Source organism: uncultured Croceicoccus sp., from assembly GCF_947496385.1.
Taxonomy (GTDB): domain Bacteria; phylum Pseudomonadota; class Alphaproteobacteria; order Sphingomonadales; family Sphingomonadaceae; genus Croceicoccus.
The window spans coordinates 295,813-315,560 of the sequence record NZ_CANMCP010000003.1 but is presented as its reverse complement, the minus strand read 5'-3'; the positions used below and the strand labels follow the sequence as shown (position 1 = coordinate 315,560).

Genomic DNA, 19,748 nt, shown 5'->3' with positions numbered 1-19,748 from the left:
TGGCAATGATTTCGCGGACGAACTTCGGGCAAGCGGCGTGGGCGCGACTGGGTCGGCGCGCCGGGCGATGGGCGGCATCGACCGCGCTTGCCGCCTCGCTCGCCGCCTGCGCCACGATGGAGAGTGGATCGCCCCCCGCGATGGCCGGCAATGGCGTGCCCGAAATCTCGATCGACACGATGAAGGAGGTCACGCGCACCCTCTCCAGCGATGCGTTCGAGGGGCGCGCGCCCGGTACCGAGGGGGAGCGCAAGACCATCGCGCTGCTGGAGGACCGCTTTGCGAAGGCGGGTCTGCAACCCGGTAACAATGGCAGCTGGGTTCAGAAAGTGCCGCTCGTCGAGATGACCGGCGCCGATTATTCGCCGATGATCGTGGAGCGCGGCGGGCAGTCCATCCGGCTTGCCCCCGGCGACGATTACGTGGCGGTCAGCTACCGCGTGACCCCCGAAACGCGGATCGAGGATAGCGAGATCGTGTTCGTGGGATACGGCATCAACGCGCCCGAAAAGGGGTGGAACGATTATGCCGGCATCGACATGACCGGCAAGACCGCGCTGATCCTCGTCAACGATCCCGATTATGACGCGGACACGCTCGACGGGCCGTTCGGCGGGCGGGCGATGACCTATTACGGGCGCTGGACCTATAAATTCGAGGAAGCCGCGCGGCAGGGTGCGACGGCCGCGCTCATCGTGCACGACACCTTCCCCGCGGCCTATGGCTGGAACGTGGTCGAATCGAGCTGGACCGGCGCGCAGGCCTATGCGCAGACCGCCGACGACGGCGCGAGCCAGACCCGGGCGAACGGCTGGATCCAGAAGCCCATGGCGGAGCGGTTCATGACCATGGCGGGGCAGGATCTCGCCGCGATGACCGCCGCGGCCAAGCGCAAGGGCTTTGCCGCCGTGCCGCTCGGCGTCACGACCAGCTTCGGTTTCGACAGCGCGATCCGGCGCTTCGAATCGAACAATGTCATCGGCGTCCTTCCGGGGAGCGAGCGCCCGGACGAGGTCGTGCTCTATACCGCGCACTGGGACCATCTGGGCCGGTGCAAGGCGGATGAAACGGGCGACGACATCTGCAACGGCGCGATCGACAATGCCACCGGCACCGCCGCGCTCGTCGCACTGGCCGAGGCGCATGTGCAGGCGGGCGCGCCCGAACGTTCCATCGCCTTCGTCGCGGTCACGGCGGAGGAATCGGGCCTTTTGGGGAGCGAATATTACGCCGCGAATCCTGTCTTTCCGCTCGATCATACGGTGGGCGGGGTGAACATGGATGCGCTGTCGCTGGCGGGCCCTGCGAACGATGTCGTGGTCGTGGGCGGGGGCAAGTCCGAGCTCGATGCGTATCTGGACGATGCGCTCGGCGAACTGGGCCGGACGGCGACGCCCGAACCCACCCCGGAAAAGGGCTTTTACTATCGCTCCGACCATTTCAGCCTCGCAAAGCGCGGCGTTCCGATGTTCTACGTCGAATCGGGCGAGGATTTGATCGAGGGCGGCACGGCGGCGGGTGCGGCGGCCGCGGCCGACTATACCGAGAACCGCTATCACGGGCCGCAGGACGAATATGATCCCGACTGGAACTGGGACGGGGCGGAGCAGGATCTGCGCCTGTTCTACCGGCTCGGTCGGTCGCTGGCGAATACCGGCGCGTGGCCGAACTGGCTCGACGGGGACGAGTTTCGCCGTATCCGCGATGAAAGCTGCGCCGCGTCCGACGCCGGTTGCTGAGCCGCGCCGCGATGAGGGATGACACGCACCGGATGCCGCCCGAATGGCATCCGCAGGACTGGTTGTGGATCGGCTTTCCCCATGATGCGGGGGAGTGGCCGGCCGCCTTCGCCCGCGCGCAGGAGGAAATCGCCGCCTTCGCCAATGCCGTCGCCGAAAGCGGGCAGGCCGTGCGCCTGCTCGTCCGCGACGCGGCGAACGAAGCGCGCGCGCGCAGCCTGGTGTCCGCCGCCGTTACGCTGGAGCGGCGCGAATATGGCGATATATGGCTGCGCGATACAGGCCCGCTCATCGTGTCGGACGGCGCGGGCGGGCGCGGGGCACGGCGGTTCGGCTTCAATGGCTGGGGCGGCAAATATCGCATGGCGGGCGACGAAACCGTCGGCGCGGCGCTTGCGCGCGACGCCGGGATGGAGCCGGTGGTGGCCGACTGGATCCTGGAGGGAGGGGCCATCGACACCGACGGCACCGGGCTTGTCGTCACGACGGAGCAATGCCTGCTCAACCCCAATCGCAACCCGCAATTGTCGCGCGGTGACATAGAGGACCGGCTGCACCGCGACCTCGGTTTCGATCGTGTGCTCTGGCTCGGGGACGGGCTGCTGAACGATCATACCGATGGGCATGTCGACAATCTGGCCCGCTTCGTCGCGCCGGGGCGGTTGGCCTTGCCCGTGCCGACGGGGGCAGACGATCCCAATCGCGCGATTTACGAGGATGCGCGGGACCGCGCCCGCGCCTTCGGGCTGGACATTGCCGACGTCCCGTCGCCGGGTCTGATCAGCGACGGCGATTTCGTCGAACCGGCCAGCTACATGAATTTCTGCATCACCACCCATCTCGTCGTCGTGCCGACCTTCGGCAGCGTGCACGATGCCGACGGGGTGGCCGCGGTTGCCGCGCTGTTCCCGGATCGCGCGACGGTCGGCCTGCCCGGCGGCGCCGTGCTTTCGGGCGGCGGCGGTTTCCACTGCGCCAGCCAGCAAATGCCCACCCCATGACGGAGACGCCCATGCCACGCCCGGTTCGATCCATGCTGTTCGTGCCCGCCGACAGCGAGAAGAAGATCGCCAAGTCACAATCGGTGGGTGCCGACGCGATCATCCTCGATCTCGAGGATTCGGTCTCGCCCGCGCGCAAGGATACGGCCCGCGCGATGGCGGCCGAAGTGCTCCGCGATGCGCGCGGCGGCGGCGGTGCGGCGGTGTGGGTGCGCATCAACCCGTTCGACAGCGAACACGCGCTCGCCGATCTGGCCGCCGTGGTGCGGGGCGGGCCGGCGGGCATCATGCTGCCAAAGGCCGCGGGGCCGGACGACCTTGTCCGCCTGTCCCATTGCCTCGACGTGCTGGAACTTCGCGATTCGCTGGCGCCGGGGTCGATCCGGACCCTGCCGGTGGCGACGGAAACGGCGGGGGCTGCGCTGCGTCTTCCGCTCTATGCGGAGCGGGCCGTGCCGCGTCTCTTCGGGCTGACCTGGGGGGCGGAGGATTTGAGCGCGGATCTCGGTGCGGCGGGCAATCGCGGCGATGATGGGCGGCTGGCGCTGACCTATCGGACGGTGCGGGCGATGATGCTGCTCGCGGCGAAGGCGGCGGGGGTCGCCGCGATCGACGCGATCTGGCCCGATTTTCGCGATCTGGAAGGTTTGCGGGCCGATTCGCTTTCCTCCCGGCGTGAGGGGTTTGCGGGCCGGATGGCGATCCATCCCGCGCAGGTGGAGCCGATCAACGAGGCCTACAGCCCGTCTGCCGACGAAATCTCCCATGCCGAGGCGGTCGTGGCGGCCTTCGATGCGGAGCCAGATGCCGGGGTCGTCGCGCTCGATGGAAAGATGCTCGACATGCCGCATCTGAAACAGGCGCGGCATATCATCGCCATGCGGGACGCCTTCGGACCGCGATAGGCGGCGCGCACGCCCCCCGTTAAGGTTCAGTCGAACTGACGCCCGTGCAATTGCGGATTGCGCGCGACCACGCGGTTGAGCCACGCCCTCGGCCTGCGCAGGAGGCTGGACGGATAGTCCACGTCGGCGCCCACGATCCGCGCGATCGCACCGACGAAATGGATGCAATTGCGGCGGTTGAGGTCGTATCCGTCGCCCTCGATATTGCGCCACGCATCGACTTCGCGGCGGATGCGCCAATAGGTCGCATCGTCCACCGTGATGGAGATATGCCGGTTCGTCTCCTCGACATATTTCTGCTTCTCGACATAGATCATATGCTCGACCGGCCCGCGCAGGACAGCCGGCGTGACCGATCTTGCGGTAAAGCCGTAATTCTCGTTGATCCGCTCCCCCGTGGCGTCGAGCGTGCCTTCCATGACGACGAAGGTGTGCGGATAGCGCCCGAAAAGCACCGATCCGTCGAAACTTTGAAAATGGACCGTCACCGCCGCGAACGCCGGAAAGGCGAACGTGGCGAAAAAGACGGCGAATGCCGCCGCCCATGCGCGGCGCAGTCTATTCATCGTTGGAGCCAAGCTGTGCGAATCCCTGCAATATCTGATCGGCGGCATAGGGTTTGACGACCATCGGAACGCCGCGAAACTCGACCGGCACCGTGTCCTCTCCGCCGTAACCCGAGGCAAAGATGAAGGGAATCTTCGCATCGCGCAAGCGTTCCGCCGTCGGCGTGCTGGTTTCCCGGCCAAGGTTGAAGTCCAGCATGGCGATGTCGATGTCATCCGCCTCGATCGCGCGCAACGCGGCCTTGTTGCTCGCGGCGAGGACGACCTCGCTTGCGCCGAGGTCGATGAGCTTGTCCTCCGCGTCGAGCGCGATCAGCGCGCTATCCTCGACCAGGAGGATACGCTTGCCCGCGATATTCGCCCTGCCCGCATCGCTGGAATAGGACGGTCGCGCCGGACCCTGGCGCGAGGGTTCGGCATTGTCGACGTAGCGGGCGGGAATGCGGAACTGCGCCTCCAGCCCGGCGGTGCGATAATGCACCTCGGCGTCGCCGCCGAGCTCGTGCGGAATCGAATCGCAAATGATGGTCGTGCCGAAACCGCGCCGTTTGGGCGGCATGACCGCCGGCCCGCCCTTTTCGACCCAGTCGACGAGCAGCGCGCCGTCATCCTCGATCCGCCATTCGACGCACACCTTGCCGCTGTCGCTCAACGCGCCATATTTCGTCGAATTGGTGGTCAACTCGTGCACGACGAGCGCCATGACCGTGAATCCGTCCGGCGTGATCGTCACCTCCGGGCCGACCATCTCGATACGCTCCGCCTGGCCGTGGAGATAGGCCGAGGCCTCCGTCGTGATCAGGTCGCGCAAATGGGCCGGACCCCACTGATCCGCGGTCAGCTGATCGTGCGCACGGGCGAGCGACTGAATCCGCGAATCGAGCGTGCGGGTGAAGCTGTGAATATCGTCCGCCTCGCGCCCGGTCTGCCCGACGAGCGCGCGGATAAGCGCGAGGATATTGCGCACCCGGTGGTTGAGTTCGGCGATGAGCAGGTTCTTCTGCTCGCCCGCCTGCCGGCGTTCCTCGCTCGCCGCTTCGGTGAGGCGGAGCACGACTTCCAGCAATGTCGTGCGCAGCGAATTGGCGATGCGGATCTGCGCCGGGGTGAACGGGCGCGCCTCGCCCCGGACCAGTTCGGACCATTCCTCGAAACTCTTGCGCGGGGTGAGGCGTGGGCCGTTGGGTCCGTATTCGACGCTTTTTTCCGCATTGCCGGCCCAGCGGACCGAGCGCAGCTGCTCCGCCCGGAACATCACGACATAGTCCCGCGGCCGGCGCGAGATCGGCACGGCGAGCATGCCGGCCGCGCGCCCTTCGTATTCGCGCGCCTCGTCGAGGATTTCGGAAATGCGCGTGGTGGTGATCACCTCGCTCTTGGAATTCTGGTTGAGTGCGCCGATCAGCTGCCTGAACTGCTCCTCGCTCGGTGTCATCCCGCTTATCGAGACTTCGCCGTCGACCATCACGCCGACACCATCGGCGGGGATCGCGTCCAGCATGATCTCGCCGATCCAGTCGGCGTCGTAAAGCCGGTCATTGTCGCGCGCGGCGGCGGACATCAACCGGTTGGAAACCTTGCGGGCCTCGTCCTCATACGCCATTTCCTCGGCGCGCAGCTTGCGTTCAAGGACGAGGGAGAACATCAGCCCGAACAGCTCGGCGGCGCTGCGTTCGGCAAAGCTGGGCAGGCGCGGTTCGTGATGGTGACAGGCGAACAGACCCCATAGCCTGCCGTCGACGATGATCGAGATCGACAGCGAGGCGGACACGCCCATGTTCTTGAGATATTCGATGTGGATCGGCGACACCGCACGCAGCAGCGACAGCGAAAGATCGACCGATGGTTGATCGCGCGGTTCGATGGCGACGGACGGCTCGTTCACGTCGCAGATGATCCGGAACGTGTTGCGCACGTAAAGGCGGCGGGCCTGTTGCGGGATGTCGGTCGCCGGGAAATTCAACCCCATGAAGCTGTCGATCCCGTTTTCGAGCGCCTCGGCCACGACCTCGCCGCTGCCGCTTTCGGCAAAGCGGTACACCATGACCCGGTCGAAACCGGTCAGCATCCGGCACTGCCGCGCGCCATCGCGCAGCAGGGCGTTGAGCGTCGGCGCCCCGTCGATCCGCTGAATCATGCTGCGCACGGTGGAGGAGACTTCGAGCTCGTCGCCTGTTGCCGGTTCGCATTCGATGATGAGCTGGTCGCCGGAGAAGTGCACCGCGACGTCGAACTTGCGGTCATCCTCGCGCAGTTGCAGCGAGAAGATGCGCTCCACCGCGTCCTCGGTGCGCAGCATCACGACCCGGCGGCGAATCTGCTTGATCGCGAAGGGCATGAAGATGTCGGTCAGCGTTTCGCCGATGAGCGCGTCCGTATCCTTGCCGAGGAAGGGAGCGGTGTTGGCGGCGCGCTGCACGATCCAGTCGGCGCTGGTCGCGAGGAGGAATCCGAAGGGCTGAATCGCCCCCAGGATGTGGATCGGTTCGCGGTCGCAATTGGTAAGATCGACCTCGGCCAGATCCATAGTCATCTCATTCAAGAAAGGTCCTCCGACAGGGCCTGCGCGGCTCGCCGAAAATGTTGAAATGTTTCTATAGCAGAATCAGACGCTTCGTCCAACCAATCCGGCCCATGCTGCGACGCTTCGGCATCGAACGCGTCGCAGAACGCGCGCCAGCGGGCGCCGTGGTCGACAGGCGGCGAAAGGTAGCGCGTCGGCAGCCCGTCCGGAACCTGCCGGACGAGCAATTGGCCGCCCAGCCGCGAGCCTTCGATGACATATTGCACGCCCCATGCCGCGGCGCCGCGCGCATCCGACGCGATGATCGGCATGGGCAGGAACGCGCCCAGCGCGGCGAGATCGTCGGCCAGTTGCGGAAAGCGCGGCGTCCATTGCGGCCAGCCGCGCCCCGTCACCGCCAGTTCCAGCCCCGGCAGCGCCATCGCATGCGCCGCGAGGAAGGCGCGGTAATGATCCTCGCGCGAAAGATCGAAGGGGGCAAAGGCCGCCTCGGTCGCCTCGTGCTGCGCCATGGTGCGGTCGCGCAGGGCGAAACGGGCGGGCCGGTGCTCGCCGTGCGCGTCCGCGCGGTCCTTGTCCCCTGGCGCATCGCGACGCGTGGCGAGGGGCTTGCCCTTGCTGCCAAGCGGGCGGGGGCGATAGACGGCATAGCCTATCGCGGGCAGATCGAGCCGCATGGTGTCGTCTTTCTGGGTCAAGCGGAAAGGAGCGTCTTCTCGATGCGCTCCGTCGTTTCGCCGGTCAGCGTCTTGGCTTCCTCGCCAATGATGATCGCCTCCAGCGATTTGTGATAATGGCGGCGCATCTCGCCGAGCGTCTTGGGGTCGGCGGCAATGGCCAGCGTCTCGATCGTTTTGTCGAGCGCGGCGCGGTTCAGCCAGTCGGCAACGGCGGCGGCATGGGCCAGCTCGTTGAGATCGGTCGCGCCGGTGCGCTGCCCGGCATCGTCCTGATGCTTGACCCCGGCGCTGAAATTGGTCGGGTCGAGATCGGGCTTCGCCTGCTCGCTGAGCTTGGGCTCGTCGGGCGAACCATCATTGCGCATCAGCACGAAACGAGTCCCGTCGACAATGGCAAGATGAGCTTTGTGAGGAAGGCGCATATTCTTGAATCCCGGTGTTCGTGTTCTGTCTTCTACTGCCTCAACGCGCGAGACCCGCTTCGGGTCCGGGCCCGGCGCTCTGAATGCGGGTCGCTCCTGCGCAAGGAAAAGGGGCCGGAAGGCGAATGCCCCCGGCCCCCGTTCGCAACGTCGCGTGGACGGTGCGGAATGGCAGGCTTTAGAAGCCGCCCATGCCGCCCATGCCGCCCATTCCGCCCATGCCGCCCATGTCGGGCATGCCGCCGCCGGCCGCGCCCTTGTCCTCGGGCGTGTCGGCAATGGCTGCCTCGGTGGTGATGAGCAGGCCGGCCACCGATGCCGCATCCTGAAGCGCGGTGCGCACGACCTTGGTCGGGTCGATCACGCCGGCCTGGACCAGGTTTTCATAGGTGTCGGTCGCGGCGTTGAAGCCCTGCGTCTCATCGTTTTCGCGCAGGAGGTTGCCCGAAACCACGGCGCCGTCGTGACCAGCGTTGGTCGCGATCTGACGCACGGGGGCGAGGATCGCCTGACGCACGATGTCGATGCCGCGGGTCTGGTCGTCGTTCTCGCCCTTGAGCCCTTCGAGAGCCTTCGTGGCGTAGAGCAGCGCGGTACCGCCGCCCGGGACGATGCCTTCCTCGACCGCGGCGCGGGTGGCGTGGAGCGCGTCGTCGACACGGTCCTTGCGTTCCTTCACCTCGACCTCGGACGCGCCGCCGACCTTGATGACCGCAACACCGCCGGCGAGCTTGGCCAGACGTTCCTGCAGCTTTTCACGGTCGTAATCGCTCGACGTGGATTCGATCTGCGCGCGGATCTGCTCGACCCGTGCCTTGATCGACGCTTCGTCGCCTTCGCCATCGACGATGGTGGTGTTGTCCTTGTCGATGGTGACGCGCTTGGCACTGCCCAGCATGTTGAGCGTGACGTTCTCAAGCTTGATGCCCAGATCCTCGGACACCATCTCGCCATTGGTCAGCGTGGCGATGTCGCCCAGCATGGCCTTGCGGCGATCGCCGAAGCCCGGTGCCTTGACGGCCGCGACCTTGAGCCCGCCGCGCAGCTTGTTGACGACCAGCGTTGCGAGCGCTTCGCCCTCGATGTCCTCGGCGATGATGAGGAGGGGACGCCCCGCCTGCACGACCGCTTCGAGAATGGGGAGCATCGCCTGCAGGTTCGACAGCTTCTTTTCGAAGATGAGGATGTAGGGATTGTCCAGCTCGACCGTCATCTTGTCGGGGTTGGTGATGAAGTAGGGCGACAGGTAGCCGCGATCGAACTGCATGCCTTCGACGACATCGAGTTCGAATTCGAGACCCTTGGCCTCCTCGACGGTGATGACGCCTTCCTTGCCGACCTTGTCCATGGCTTCGGCGATCTTCTCGCCGACTTCACGGTCGCCATTGGCGGAGATGACGCCGACCTGGGCGATCTCGCTCGACCCCGAAACGTCCTTCGAACGGTTCTTGAGGTTCTCGGTGACCTTGCCGACCGCGGTGTCGATGCCGCGCTTCAGGTCCATCGGGTTCATGCCCGCGGCGACCGACTTCATGCCTTCGCGCACGATCGCCTGCGCCAGGACGGTGGCGGTGGTGGTGCCGTCGCCGGCCAGATCGTTGGTCTTGGAGGCGACCTCCTTGATCATCTGCGCGCCCATGTTCTCGAACTTGTCCTTGAGTTCGATTTCCTTGGCGACGGTGACGCCGTCCTTGGTGATGCGCGGCGCGCCAAAGCTCTTGTCGATGACGACGTTGCGGCCCTTGGGGCCCAGCGTGACCTTGACGGCGTTGGCGAGCGTGTCGACGCCCTTGACGATGCGTTCGCGTGCATCACGCGAGAATTTCACATCCTTGGCTGCCATGAGATTATCTCCTCTTGGGAATTATGATGGGGTGCAGGAAAGCGGCGGCGTGGATCAGCCGATCACGCCCAGAACGTCGCTTTCCTTCATGATGAGCAGGTCTTCGCCGTCGACCTTGACCTCGGTGCCCGACCATTTGCCGAACAATACGCGGTCGCCTGCCTTCAGGTCCATCGGCGTGACGGTGCCGTTTTCCGAACGCGCGCCCGAACCGACGGAGACGACTTCGCCCTCGCTCGGCTTTTCCTTGGCGCTGTCGGGGATGATGATGCCGCCGGCGGTCTTTTCGTCGGCTTCGATGCGACGGACCAGAACGCGGTCGTGCAGCGGACGGAATGCCATAGTTGTGCCCTCTTCCATTATGGATGAAACATGGATTGGCACTCTGTTATGCTGAGTGCCAGTGCCGCGCATATGGTTCGGACGACGGCACGCGTCAAGGGACGAGAACACGCAAATTTTCACAAATTTCAGCCGGCCCGACGCAGGCCACGTCTCGTCACGTCCGGCCCCGATTTCCGGGCGATTTTTTCAGCCCGCCGCCGGTCGATCGAGGATGAGCCGGTCGCGCGCATGCCAGCGCCAAAGCATCATCACCCCCGTCACCGAAAGCCCGACCGCCAGCCCGATCCACACCCCCGTACCCCGCAGCGGCGTGTGAAAGCCCAGCACCCATGCCGTCCCGAACCCGAATGGCCAGTACCCGATGAGCGCGAACAGGAACGGCACGCGCGTATCGGCCAGCCCGCGCAGCAGTCCCGCGCCCATCGCCTGGTATCCGTCGGCAAGCTGAAACGCGGCGGCCACCGCCATGTATCCGATGGCGAGCGACACGATGCCCGCATTCGCCGGATCGTTCACGTCGATATAGGCGGACAGCAGCAGCCGCGGGATGGTCAGCATGGCCAGCACGAACACCGCCGCAAACCCGGTGACGAGGATCAGCCCTGCCCACCCGGCCAGCGCGATTCCGCCGCGATTGTCCCGGCCGTGATGCAGGCCAACGCGGATCGTGGCGGCCTGCGAGATGCCGAACGGCACCTGGAACGCGAGCGCCGCAATTTGAAGCGCGACCGTATGCGCCGCCAGCTCCAGCTCGCCCAGCGCGCCCATGAGGAACGCGGCGCTCGAGAACAGGCCCGCCTCCGCCATGGTGATCGCCGCAATGGGCAGCCCGATCCGCCAGATGTCGAGCAGCCGCACCACGTCCGCCCGCCACAGACGCCCGAACAAATAATAGCGCCGCATGCGCCGGTCCGTCTGGATGATGAGGACATAGGCGATGAGCGTGGCGAGCGCGGTGATGACGCTGGCCAGCGCCGCGCCGCGCAGGCCGAGTTCCGGAAAGCCCCAGTTCCCGAAGATCAGCAGCCAGTTGCCCAGCCCGTTCACGAACAAGGCAAACACCGTGACCCATGTCGCGATCGCCGCACGGCCCAGCGTCGACACGAAGATGCGCAGCACCGCGGCCGCCACCGCGGGCACCGCGCCGAACGCCACCACGGTGAGATATTCGCCGGCGAAGGCCGTGACCGCCGCCGGCTGCCCGGTGACGCGCATGATCGGCTGTCCCGCAAAGGACAGCGCCATGATGAACAGCCCGGCGAGCGTCGCCACCCAGAGCGCCATGCGGATCGAACGGCGCACCTCGCGCACCGCGTGCCGCCCCCGGCCCAGCGCCGACGCGGCCAGCGGCGCGACCGCCCCGACAAGCCCCATCGCGCACCACAGCGACAGCCCGTAAATGCTGGTCGACAAGGTGATGGCGGCAAGCTGTTCGGTGCCGAGCCGGGCGACGAAGATGACGTCGATGGCATAGACGGCCATCTGCAACAGATTCGCCGCGGCCAGCGGCGCGGCGAGCCGGGTCGATTCGCGCAATTCGTCGCGCATGGGAGGGGAGAGCAGTGCGGCCATGGATGCGCGCCGCCTATGGCAAAGCGCCGCCGAGCGAAAGGGGGCGTTTCCCCCATCTCGCTCTTTCCGCCGCGCCGGGCCGTTTCGGACACCAAGGGGCCGTATGGTCGCCTCGGACAGTCAGACAGGCGAAAGCATTGCCGATCTAGGGAGCAACGCATGGATATTGCCCGCATCACTCCGACAGCCTTCGTGCGCCGCACCGCCCTCGCGCTCGCGGCACTGACCGCGGCGCAGCCCGCCATGGCGCAGGAACTCTACGCCGGGGTGTACGCCCATGCGGTCGACACGCCCTTCACTCTCGAAACGGGGGAGGGCGGGGTCGATATCGCCGGTGGATACCGTTTCGCGCGCGAAGAGGCCCTGTCCTTCATCGGGAGCCCGTCGCCCTATGTCGTGGCGTCGGTCAATCTCGATGGCGACACCAGCTTTGCCGGCGGCGGGCTGAGCTGGAAGATCGGCAAGGGGCCGGTCTATGTGCGGCCCGGCATCGGCCTCGTCGTGCACGATGGACCGGAACGCCGGGTGCGGGCCGATGGTCGCCGGCTCGATCTCGGCAGCAGGGTGCTGTTCGAGCCGGAGATCGCGGTCGGCACGCAACTCAATGACGCGCTCTCGATCGAGGCGAGCTGGATGCATGTCAGCCATGCCCGCCTTTTCGACAGGGAGCAGAACCCCGGCATCGACATGATCGGCGCCCGGCTCAACTGGCGGATCTAGGCGCGCGGCGTTCCCTTTGGGCGCAGGGCTTCAGGCGTAGGCGTAAGGGCCGCCCTTCTGAAGCGCGGTGCGATAGGCCGGGCGGGCGTGGATCTTGTCCAGCCATGCCATCGTATGCGGCCGGCCATTGTCGAGCCCCGCCCGCGATGCCGCCGCCTCCAGCGGAAAGCTCATCATGATGTCGGCGCCGGTGATCTCCTCGCCCGCGAACCAGGGCGATTTGCCCAGCTCGTCCTCGATATAGTCGAGGTGCACGTCGATCATCGGCTGAAGCCGCTTCATCGCGATCTTGCCCATGATCGGGATTTTCGACACCACCAGCTTCAGGAACAGCGGCGGCATCAGCGACCCCTCGGCATAATGCATCCAGAAGCGGTATCGCAGGCGCTGATCCTCATCCGCCGGGGCGCGCAGCCGGCCATCCGCCTTCTCGATCAAATATTCGACGATCGCGCCGGTTTCGGCAATCGTGCGGCCATTGTCTGCATCAGTGATGACCGGCGATTTGCCGAGCGGGTGCACTTTCTTGAGTGCGCGCGGGGCGAGCATCGTTTTCGGATCGCGCTCGTATCGCGCGATGTCATAGGCGAGGCCGAGCTCCTCCAGCATCCAGAGGATGCGCTGCGAACGCGAGTTTTCGAGATGGTGCACGGTAATCATCGGCTCTTCCCCTTTGCGGCCCGTTCCGGCCCTTTGCCCATGGCGTAACCGGTTTGGCGCCGCGCGTCACCCGCAATTGACGTATGCGTGAGGGGCCGGGTGCGTGAGCTGGCGCATTGCCCGCAAAACCGCGCACGAAAAAAGGCGACCTCTTGCGAGGCCGCCCTTTCCCTTGGTGATCCGGTGAAGGATCGATCCGTAAGCGGTGAGGCTTACTTCAGCTCGACGGTGCCGCCGGCTTCCTCGATCTTCTTCTTGATCTCTTCGGCTTCCGCCTTGTTCACGCCTTCCTTGATGGGCTTGGGCGCGCCTTCGACGAGACCCTTGGCATCCGCGAGGCCCAGGCCGGTGATGGCGCGGACTTCCTTGATGACCTGGATCTTCTTGCCGCCGTCGCCGGTCAGGATGACGTCGAATTCGTCCTTCTCTTCGGCGGCCGGGGCATCGCCACCGGCGGCGGGGCCGGCAACCGCAACGGCGGCAGCGGCGGAAACGCCCCATGCGTCTTCAAGAGCGGTCGCCAGTTCGGCGGCTTCGAGGACGGTCAGCTTCGACAGTTCGTCGACGAGATTCTGGATATCGGCCATTTCAAATCACTCCAATTTTCATCTGTCGCCGGGCCGGGGCCGCGGCGCTTTATACGGTTTCGAAAACGTCTTACGCGGCGTCCTTGGCGGCATATGCGCCGAACACGCGGGCGAGCTTCGCTGCTGGCGCATTGGCCAGCTGGGCGATCTTCGTCGCCGGGGCGTTGACCAGCCCGACAAGCTTTGCACGCAGTTCGTCGAGGCTCGGCATCGAGGCCAGCGACCTCACGCCTGCTTCGTCGAGAACCTGCGAACCCATCGAACCGCCGACGATTTCCAACTTGTCGTTGGTCTTGGCGAATTCGACGGCGACCTTTGCCGCCGCAACCGGATCGACCGAGGTCGCCAGCGCGGTGGGGCCGGTCAGGTAATCGGCGATACCGGTATAATCGGTATCCTCGATGGCCCGCTTGGCAAGACGGTTCTTCGCCACCTGATAGGTTGCGCCGGCTTCGCGCATCTTCTGCCGCAGGTCGGTCGACTGTGCGACCGTGAGGCCGAGATTGCGGGTGACGACCACCACGCCCACCTCGTTGAAGGTTGCGTTGAGCTGCGCGACCGCATCGGTTTTTTGCGAACGATCCATGCTTACTCCTTCACAATGGCCGCGACCGGGCAAACCCGAATACGCGACCGGCTACGTTTGTCCGCATCGCCGAAACGACGCGGGCGAGTCCGTTGAGGGGGGAAGGAGCGCGCCGGAGCGCGAAATGGCGCTTTCGAAAAGGAAAGGCCGAAAGAAACTCTTTTCCCCGTCTAGGCCGGAAATTAAGAGGGGAACCCTCACCAGCTGTCTCGGACGGATGAACGGCGCCACCCGGGTTGCGGGCGCGTCGCTCTGCCGCAGCCCTCTAACGATCCGGCGGCCGATGTCAAGCCGCATGCGGACGGCGATCGAGCGGGCCGGGCCGGATCGCCACGACATAGACCACGGCCGCGAGCACCGGCGTCAACCAGCCCACGATCAGCGCATCGGCAATCAGCAACGCCCATTTGCCGAGCGATCCCGCGATGAAAGCCGCCCCGATCCCCAGCGCATAATGCACCCCCATCAACGGCAGGATCGCCAGCATCGAAAACCCGACCGCGAACATGAAATGCGGGAGCATCGTGCGGATCGAGGTTACCGGCGCAATCCAGATGCCGAGCGGCGCACCTGCAACGAATCGCGAGGCCAGCGGCGCGAAGATCAGCGAAAAGACGAAGAAACCGGTCCCCACCGGCGTATCGGCGGTGAACACGAACAATCCCAGCGCGGCAAGAAGCATCTGCAGACCGAGGACGACGGCAAACAGGCGGATGGCGCGCGGGTCCAGCGTGCGGGCCGCCCGTGCATCGCGCCCGCCGGCCAGGAAACGGATAACCCAATAGGTCGAGAGATTGAGCGCGAACACTTTCACGAAGGCGAGGCCGACCGGCAGGGCGTCGTCCTCCATCGTGCGGAAACGCGCCATGCTGTCATACAGGCCGCCCTGCATTTCGGCGGCATGCTGAACCATTTCCGCCGCGACGGGGATCAGGGTGAGCAACGGGCAGGCGGCGACGAACGCGAGGCTTTCGCGATGCGCGAAGCGAAAGCCCTCGATGAAACGCATGGCCACTCTCCCGAATGCCCGCCAATCGCCGGGCGGCGGGTGTATGGGTTTGCGCCGCGGCATAGTCAATCGGAGCGCGGTTGCGGCTTTGACAGGGCGGCGGCGTTCGCCTATAGGGGGCGCTGTCCGCACGCTTCGAGCAAGGCGGCCCTTGCGCGGGGGCCGACCCGGGATGGAGGCGGCGGGACATCTGCATCGACGCGGCGGCTGCAAGCCGGGGAAACGCCGAAAGGGCGCATTCCCTGAGGTTTTGCGGCCATTTGTCGTTTGCGGATATCTCCCCCGTGCATCGAAATTTCCGACCGGTCGCGCGGCAAATCTGCCCTTGCGCGACTCGGCTAAACTCGAAGCGACAAAGGCACGATCCTTCATGGCGACTCAGGCTTCTTCCCCGAACGGGGCGGCGAATGGCGACATCCGTCCGACCGCGAAAAAGCGCATCCGCAAGATCTTCGGCGACATCCACGAAGTCGTGGAAATGCCGAACCTGATCGAGGTGCAGCGCGAAAGCTACGAACAGTTCCTGCGGTCCGACCCGTCGATCGACTATGTCTCCGGCCTTGAAAAGACGCTGCGTTCGGTGTTCCCGATCCGCGATTTCGCCGGCACGGCCGAGCTGGACTTCGTGCATTACGAGCTGGAACCGCCCAAGTACGACGTGACCGAATGCCGCCAGCGCGGCATCACCTATGCCGCGCCGATGAAGGTGACGCTGCGCCTCATCGTGTTCGAGGTGGACCCCGATACCGAGGCGCGCAGCGTGCTCGATATCAAGGAGCAGGACGTGTACATGGGCGACATGCCGCTCATGACCGGCAACGGCACGTTCTTCATCAACGGGACCGAGCGTGTCATCGTGTCGCAGATGCACCGTTCGCCGGGCGTCCTGTTCGACCATGACCGCGGCAAGACGCACAGCTCGGGCAAGTATCTGTTTGCCGCGCGCGTCATTCCCTATCGCGGGTCGTGGCTCGATTTCGAGTTCGATGCCAAGGACGTCGTCAATGTCCGCATCGACCGCAAGCGCAAGCTTCCGGTGTCCTCGCTGCTCTACGCACTCGGCATGGATGCGGAGGAAATCCTCCATCATTTCTATGAAACCGTGACCTGGGAACGCGGCAGCAGCGACGTCGAGGGTGGCGGCTGGAAAATTCCGTTCGTCGCCGAAAACTGGCGCGGGCAGAAGCCGGCCTTCGACATCGTCGATGCCAGCAGCGGCGAAGTCGTGTTCCCCGCCGGGCAGAAGATCAGCCCGCGCGGCGCCAACAAGGCGGCGAAGGACGGCCTGACGCATCTGCTCATCCCGACCGAGGAAATCTTCGGCCGCTATGCCGCCAATGACATGATCGACGAGGGCACCGGCCGCATCTGGATCGAGGCGGGTGAGGAAGTCAGCCCCGAAAATCTCGAGGTGCTGGACGCAGCCGGCGTCGACCGGCTCGAACTGCTCGACATCGACCACGTCAACACCGGCCCGTGGATCCGCAACACCATGCAGGTCGACAAGGCCGAGAACCGCGACATGGGGCTCGAGGCGATCTACAAGGTGATGCGTCCCGGCGAGCCGCCGACGAAGGAAACCGCCGAAGCGCTGTTCGAAGGGCTGTTCTTCGACGGCGAACGCTATGACCTGTCGGCCGTGGGCCGCGTCAAGCTGAACATGCGTCTCGGCCTCGATGCCGAGGATACGATCACGACGCTGCGCCGCGAGGATATCCTCGCCGTGGTGAAGGAGCTCGTCGATCTCAAGGACGGCAAGGGCGAAGTCGACGACATCGACAACCTCGCTAACCGCCGCGTGCGTTCGGTGGGCGAACTGCTCGAGAACCAGTACCGCGTCGGCCTGCTGCGCATGGAACGCGCGGTGAAGGAGCGCATGTCGAGCGTCGATGTGTCCACCGTGATGCCGAACGACCTCATTAATGCAAAGCCGGCAGTGGCCGCGGTGCGCGAATTCTTCGGCTCGTCGCAGCTGTCGCAGTTCATGGATCAGACCAACCCGCTCTCCGAAGTGACGCACAAGCGCCGCGTTTCGGCGCTCGGGCCCGGCGGTCTGACCCGCGAACGCGCAGGCTTCGAAGTGCGCGACGTTCACCCGACCCACTATGGCCGCATCTGCCCGATCGAGACGCCCGAAGGTCCGAACATCGGCCTGATCAACTCGCTCTCGACCTTTGCGCGGGTGAACAAGTACGGCTTCATCGAGACGCCCTACCGCAAGGTCGTGGACGGCAAGGTCACCGGCGAGGTGCAGTATCTCTCCGCCATGGAGGAGCAGAAGAACACCGTCGCGCAGGCATCGGCCGAGCTGAGCAGCGAAGGCACCTTCGTCGAGGAGCTCGTCTCCGCCCGTCAGAACGGCGAATTCGTGATGAGCCCGAACGAGCAGGTCACGCTCATGGACGTGTCGCCGAAACAGCTCGTTTCGGTCGCGGCGTCGCTCATCCCGTTCCTGGAAAACGATGACGCCAACCGCGCGCTCATGGGCTCCAACATGCAGCGTCAGGCCGTGCCGCTGGTCAAGGCCGAGGCGCCGTTCGTCGGCACCGGCATGGAAGAGACCGTGGCCCGCGATTCGGGTGCGGCCATCGCGGCGACCCGCGGCGGCATCGTCGATCAGGTCGACGCGACCCGTATCGTCATCCGCGCGCAGGGCGATGTGGAGGCCGGGCAGTCCGGCGTCGACATCTACACGCTGCAGAAGTTCCAGCGTTCGAACCAGGACACCTGCATCAATCAGCGTCCGCTGGTGAAGGTGGGCGAGGTCGTGCAAACCGGCGACATCATCGCCGACGGTCCCTCGACCGATCTGGGCGAGCTGGCGCTGGGCCGGAACAGCCTCGTCGCGTTCATGCCCTGGAACGGGTATAACTACGAGGATTCGATCCTGATCTCCGAGCGCATCGTGAAGGACGACGTGTTCACCTCGATCCATATCGAGGAATTCGAGGTCATGGCCCGCGACACCAAGCTCGGGCCCGAAGACATCACGCGCGACATCCCGAACGTCGGCGAGGAAGCGCTGCGCAGCCTCGACGAGGCGGGCATCGTCTACATCGGCGCCGAAGTGCATCCGGGCGACATCCTGGTCGGCAAGATCACGCCCAAGGGCGAATCGCCGATGACGCCAGAAGAAAAGCTGCTCCGCGCGATCTTCGGCGAAAAGGCGAGCGACGTGCGCGATACCTCGCTCAAGCTGCCGCCGGGCGTCGCCGGCACGGTGGTCGAGGTGCGCGTGTTCAACCGCCACGGCATCGAGATCGACGACCGTACCCGCGCGATCCAGAACGAGGAAATCGAACGCCTCGCCAAGGACCGCGAGGACGAGCGTGCGATCCTCAACCGCGCGACCTACAACCGCCTGCGCGACATGCTCATCGGCCAGACCGCTTCGGCAGCGCCCAAGGGCGTGAAGAAGGGGCAGGAAATCACCGAGGAGCTGCTGGACGAGGTGGAACGCCACGACTGGTTCAAGTTCGCGGTGGCCGACGATGGCCGCCAGGCGCAGCTCGAGGCGATCAAGGGGCAGTACGACGACAGCGTCAAGGCGATCACCGCCAAGTTCGAGGACCGCAAGGAAAAGCTCGAACGCGGGGACGAACTCGCACCGGGCGTGCTCAAGATGGTCAAGGTCTTCGTCGCGGTGAAGCGCAAGCTGCAGCCGGGCGACAAGATGGCCGGCCGTCACGGCAACAAGGGTGTCATTTCGCGCATCCTGCCGCAGGAGGACATGCCGTTCCTCAAGGACGGAACCCCGGTCGACATCGTGCTCAACCCGCTGGGCGTGCCGAGCCGCATGAACGTGGGGCAGATCTTCGAGACGCACCTCGGCATGGCGGCGCGAGGCCTGGGGCAGCAGATCACCGCTGCGCTCAACGACTGGCGCGAGGCCAATCCCGATATCGAGGCGTCCGAGCCGCCCTCCGCCGTGGTGGAGAAGCTCAAGGACGTCTATGGCGAGCAGTATCATGACGATATCGAGAACCGGACGACCGCCGAAGTGGTCGAGCTGGCATCGAACCTGAAGAACGGTGTCCCGATGGGCACGCCGGTCTTCGACGGTGCGCGCGAAGGCGACGTGACCGCGATGCTGGAAAAGGCGGGCCTGCCGGGGTCGGGCCAGGTTACGCTCTATGACGGGCGGACGGGCGATCCCTTCGACCGGCAGGTGACGGTGGGCTATATCTACATGCTCAAGCTGCACCACCTCGTCGACGACAAGATCCATGCGCGGTCCATCGGTCCCTACAGCCTCGTCACGCAGCAGCCGCTGGGTGGTAAGGCGCAGTTCGGCGGCCAGCGTTTCGGCGAAATGGAGGTCTGGGCGCTGCAGGCCTATGGCGCGGCCTATACGCTTCAGGAAATGCTGACGGTGAAATCGGACGACGTGGTCGGACGCACCAAGGTCTACGAGGCGATCGTCAAGGGCGACGACACGTTCGAGGCCGGCATTCCCGAAAGCTTCAACGTGCTGGTCAAGGAAATGCGGTCGCTGGGTCTCAACGTCGAACTGTCCTCGCTCAACGAAGGCGGGGATGACGAGGACGACGACGGCCTGTCGATCGCGGCGGAGTAAAAGCGCGGTGCGA

Annotated in this window: 16 protein-coding genes; 5 read left to right on the top strand and 11 right to left on the bottom strand. The window is 65.4% G+C overall.

Annotated elements, in window-relative coordinates; all coding sequences use genetic code 11:
* Nucleotides 1–116 precede the first annotated feature (116 nt).
* The 3 genes from Q0897_RS07280 to Q0897_RS07270 are packed head-to-tail and all read left to right on the top strand — an operon-like array spanning nt 117 to nt 3,645.
* On the top strand, nt 117–1,739 hold the full coding sequence (locus Q0897_RS07280) for a M28 family metallopeptidase (RefSeq protein WP_299308648.1): 1,623 nt from the start codon (nt 117–119) through the stop codon (nt 1,737–1,739).
* An 11-nt stretch (nt 1,740–1,750) separates the two neighbouring features.
* On the top strand, nt 1,751–2,740 hold the full coding sequence (locus Q0897_RS07275) for an agmatine deiminase family protein (protein WP_299308558.1): 990 nt from the start codon (nt 1,751–1,753) through the stop codon (nt 2,738–2,740).
* Nucleotides 2,737–3,645, top strand: a complete 909-nt coding sequence (locus tag Q0897_RS07270; RefSeq protein ID WP_299308557.1) for a CoA ester lyase — start codon at nt 2,737–2,739, stop codon at nt 3,643–3,645. Before Q0897_RS07275 ends, Q0897_RS07270 begins: the two co-directional genes overlap by 4 nt.
* Before the next feature lie 26 nt (nt 3,646–3,671).
* Here the strand turns inward: Q0897_RS07270 and Q0897_RS07265 are convergent, their stop codons facing one another.
* The 7 genes from Q0897_RS07265 to Q0897_RS07235 form a co-directional block, all read right to left on the bottom strand.
* Entirely contained in the window at nt 3,672–4,211 is a 540-nt protein-coding gene (locus tag Q0897_RS07265; RefSeq protein WP_299308555.1) for a hypothetical protein, read from the bottom strand.
* The gene (locus Q0897_RS07260) at nt 4,204–6,744 is read right to left on the bottom strand and encodes an HWE histidine kinase domain-containing protein (protein WP_299308646.1); all 2,541 of its coding nucleotides are present in this window, start codon (nt 6,742–6,744) and stop codon (nt 4,204–4,206) included. Before Q0897_RS07260 ends, Q0897_RS07265 begins: the two co-directional genes overlap by 8 nt.
* A 5-nt stretch (nt 6,745–6,749) precedes the next feature.
* Nucleotides 6,750–7,433 carry a biliverdin-producing heme oxygenase gene (locus Q0897_RS07255; RefSeq protein ID WP_299308554.1) on the bottom strand — a complete coding sequence of 228 codons (684 nt, stop codon included), beginning with the start codon at nt 7,431–7,433 and terminating at the stop codon, nt 6,750–6,752.
* A complete protein-coding gene (locus Q0897_RS07250) occupies nt 7,430–7,837 on the bottom strand; it encodes a host attachment protein (RefSeq protein ID WP_239805023.1) in 408 nt (135 codons plus the stop codon). The genes Q0897_RS07255 and Q0897_RS07250 overlap by 4 nt, the downstream gene beginning before the upstream one ends.
* Before the next feature lie 178 nt (nt 7,838–8,015).
* A complete protein-coding gene (gene groL, locus Q0897_RS07245) occupies nt 8,016–9,680 on the bottom strand; it encodes a chaperonin GroEL (protein WP_299308550.1) in 1,665 nt (554 codons plus the stop codon).
* A 54-nt stretch (nt 9,681–9,734) separates the two neighbouring features.
* Nucleotides 9,735–10,022 carry a co-chaperone GroES gene (gene groES / locus Q0897_RS07240; RefSeq protein WP_239805021.1) on the bottom strand — a complete coding sequence of 96 codons (288 nt, stop codon included), beginning with the start codon at nt 10,020–10,022 and terminating at the stop codon, nt 9,735–9,737.
* Nucleotides 10,023–10,211: 189 nt separating this feature from the next.
* A complete protein-coding gene (locus tag Q0897_RS07235) occupies nt 10,212–11,597 on the bottom strand; it encodes an MATE family efflux transporter (RefSeq protein WP_299308548.1) in 1,386 nt (461 codons plus the stop codon).
* Nucleotides 11,598–11,756: 159 nt separating this feature from the next.
* On the opposite strand from Q0897_RS07235, the gene Q0897_RS07230 reads away from it, so the two are divergent.
* Entirely contained in the window at nt 11,757–12,317 is a 561-nt protein-coding gene (locus Q0897_RS07230) for an acyloxyacyl hydrolase (RefSeq protein ID WP_299308547.1), read from the top strand.
* A 30-nt stretch (nt 12,318–12,347) separates the two neighbouring features.
* Here Q0897_RS07230 and Q0897_RS07225 read toward each other — a convergent pair whose 3' ends face one another.
* The 4 genes from Q0897_RS07225 to Q0897_RS07210 all read right to left on the bottom strand — a co-directional run bounded on the left by Q0897_RS07225 (nt 12,348) and on the right by Q0897_RS07210 (nt 15,159).
* The gene (locus Q0897_RS07225; protein ID WP_299308546.1) at nt 12,348–12,977 is read right to left on the bottom strand and encodes a glutathione S-transferase; all 630 of its coding nucleotides are present in this window, start codon (nt 12,975–12,977) and stop codon (nt 12,348–12,350) included.
* A gap of 212 nt (nt 12,978–13,189) precedes the next feature.
* Nucleotides 13,190–13,564, bottom strand: a complete 375-nt coding sequence (rplL, locus tag Q0897_RS07220; RefSeq protein WP_202082810.1) for a 50S ribosomal protein L7/L12 — start codon at nt 13,562–13,564, stop codon at nt 13,190–13,192.
* A gap of 70 nt (nt 13,565–13,634) precedes the next feature.
* Nucleotides 13,635–14,150, bottom strand: coding sequence for a 50S ribosomal protein L10 (gene rplJ / locus Q0897_RS07215; RefSeq protein WP_202082812.1), 516 nt, complete (start codon nt 14,148–14,150; stop codon nt 13,635–13,637).
* Nucleotides 14,151–14,436: 286 nt separating this feature from the next.
* Nucleotides 14,437–15,159, bottom strand: a complete 723-nt coding sequence (locus tag Q0897_RS07210) for a hypothetical protein (protein ID WP_299308543.1) — start codon at nt 15,157–15,159, stop codon at nt 14,437–14,439.
* A 370-nt stretch (nt 15,160–15,529) separates the two neighbouring features.
* Here Q0897_RS07210 and rpoB point away from each other — a divergent pair, with 370 nt between their 5' ends.
* Nucleotides 15,530–19,735, top strand: coding sequence for a DNA-directed RNA polymerase subunit beta (rpoB, locus tag Q0897_RS07205; protein WP_299308541.1), 4,206 nt, complete (start codon nt 15,530–15,532; stop codon nt 19,733–19,735).
* Nucleotides 19,736–19,748: the final 13 nt, after the last annotated feature.

Coding starts and splice junctions, on each gene's coding strand:
- Q0897_RS07280 (WP_299308648.1), top strand. CDS start 117: ATGGAGAGTGGATCGCCCCCCGCGATGGCCGGCAATGGCGTGCCCGAA.
- Q0897_RS07275 (WP_299308558.1), top strand. CDS start 1,751: ATGAGGGATGACACGCACCGGATGCCGCCCGAATGGCATCCGCAGGAC.
- Q0897_RS07270 (WP_299308557.1), top strand. CDS start 2,737: ATGACGGAGACGCCCATGCCACGCCCGGTTCGATCCATGCTGTTCGTG.
- Q0897_RS07265 (WP_299308555.1), bottom strand. CDS start 4,211: ATGAATAGACTGCGCCGCGCATGGGCGGCGGCATTCGCCGTCTTTTTC.
- Q0897_RS07260 (WP_299308646.1), bottom strand. CDS start 6,744: ATGACTATGGATCTGGCCGAGGTCGATCTTACCAATTGCGACCGCGAA.
- Q0897_RS07250 (WP_239805023.1), bottom strand. CDS start 7,837: ATGCGCCTTCCTCACAAAGCTCATCTTGCCATTGTCGACGGGACTCGT.
- groL (WP_299308550.1), bottom strand. CDS start 9,680: ATGGCAGCCAAGGATGTGAAATTCTCGCGTGATGCACGCGAACGCATC.
- groES (WP_239805021.1), bottom strand. CDS start 10,022: ATGGCATTCCGTCCGCTGCACGACCGCGTTCTGGTCCGTCGCATCGAA.
- Q0897_RS07235 (WP_299308548.1), bottom strand. CDS start 11,597: ATGGCCGCACTGCTCTCCCCTCCCATGCGCGACGAATTGCGCGAATCG.
- Q0897_RS07230 (WP_299308547.1), top strand. CDS start 11,757: ATGGATATTGCCCGCATCACTCCGACAGCCTTCGTGCGCCGCACCGCC.
- Q0897_RS07225 (WP_299308546.1), bottom strand. CDS start 12,977: ATGATTACCGTGCACCATCTCGAAAACTCGCGTTCGCAGCGCATCCTC.
- rplL (WP_202082810.1), bottom strand. CDS start 13,564: ATGGCCGATATCCAGAATCTCGTCGACGAACTGTCGAAGCTGACCGTC.
- rplJ (WP_202082812.1), bottom strand. CDS start 14,150: ATGGATCGTTCGCAAAAAACCGATGCGGTCGCGCAGCTCAACGCAACC.
- Q0897_RS07210 (WP_299308543.1), bottom strand. CDS start 15,159: ATGCGTTTCATCGAGGGCTTTCGCTTCGCGCATCGCGAAAGCCTCGCG.
- rpoB (WP_299308541.1), top strand. CDS start 15,530: ATGGCGACTCAGGCTTCTTCCCCGAACGGGGCGGCGAATGGCGACATC.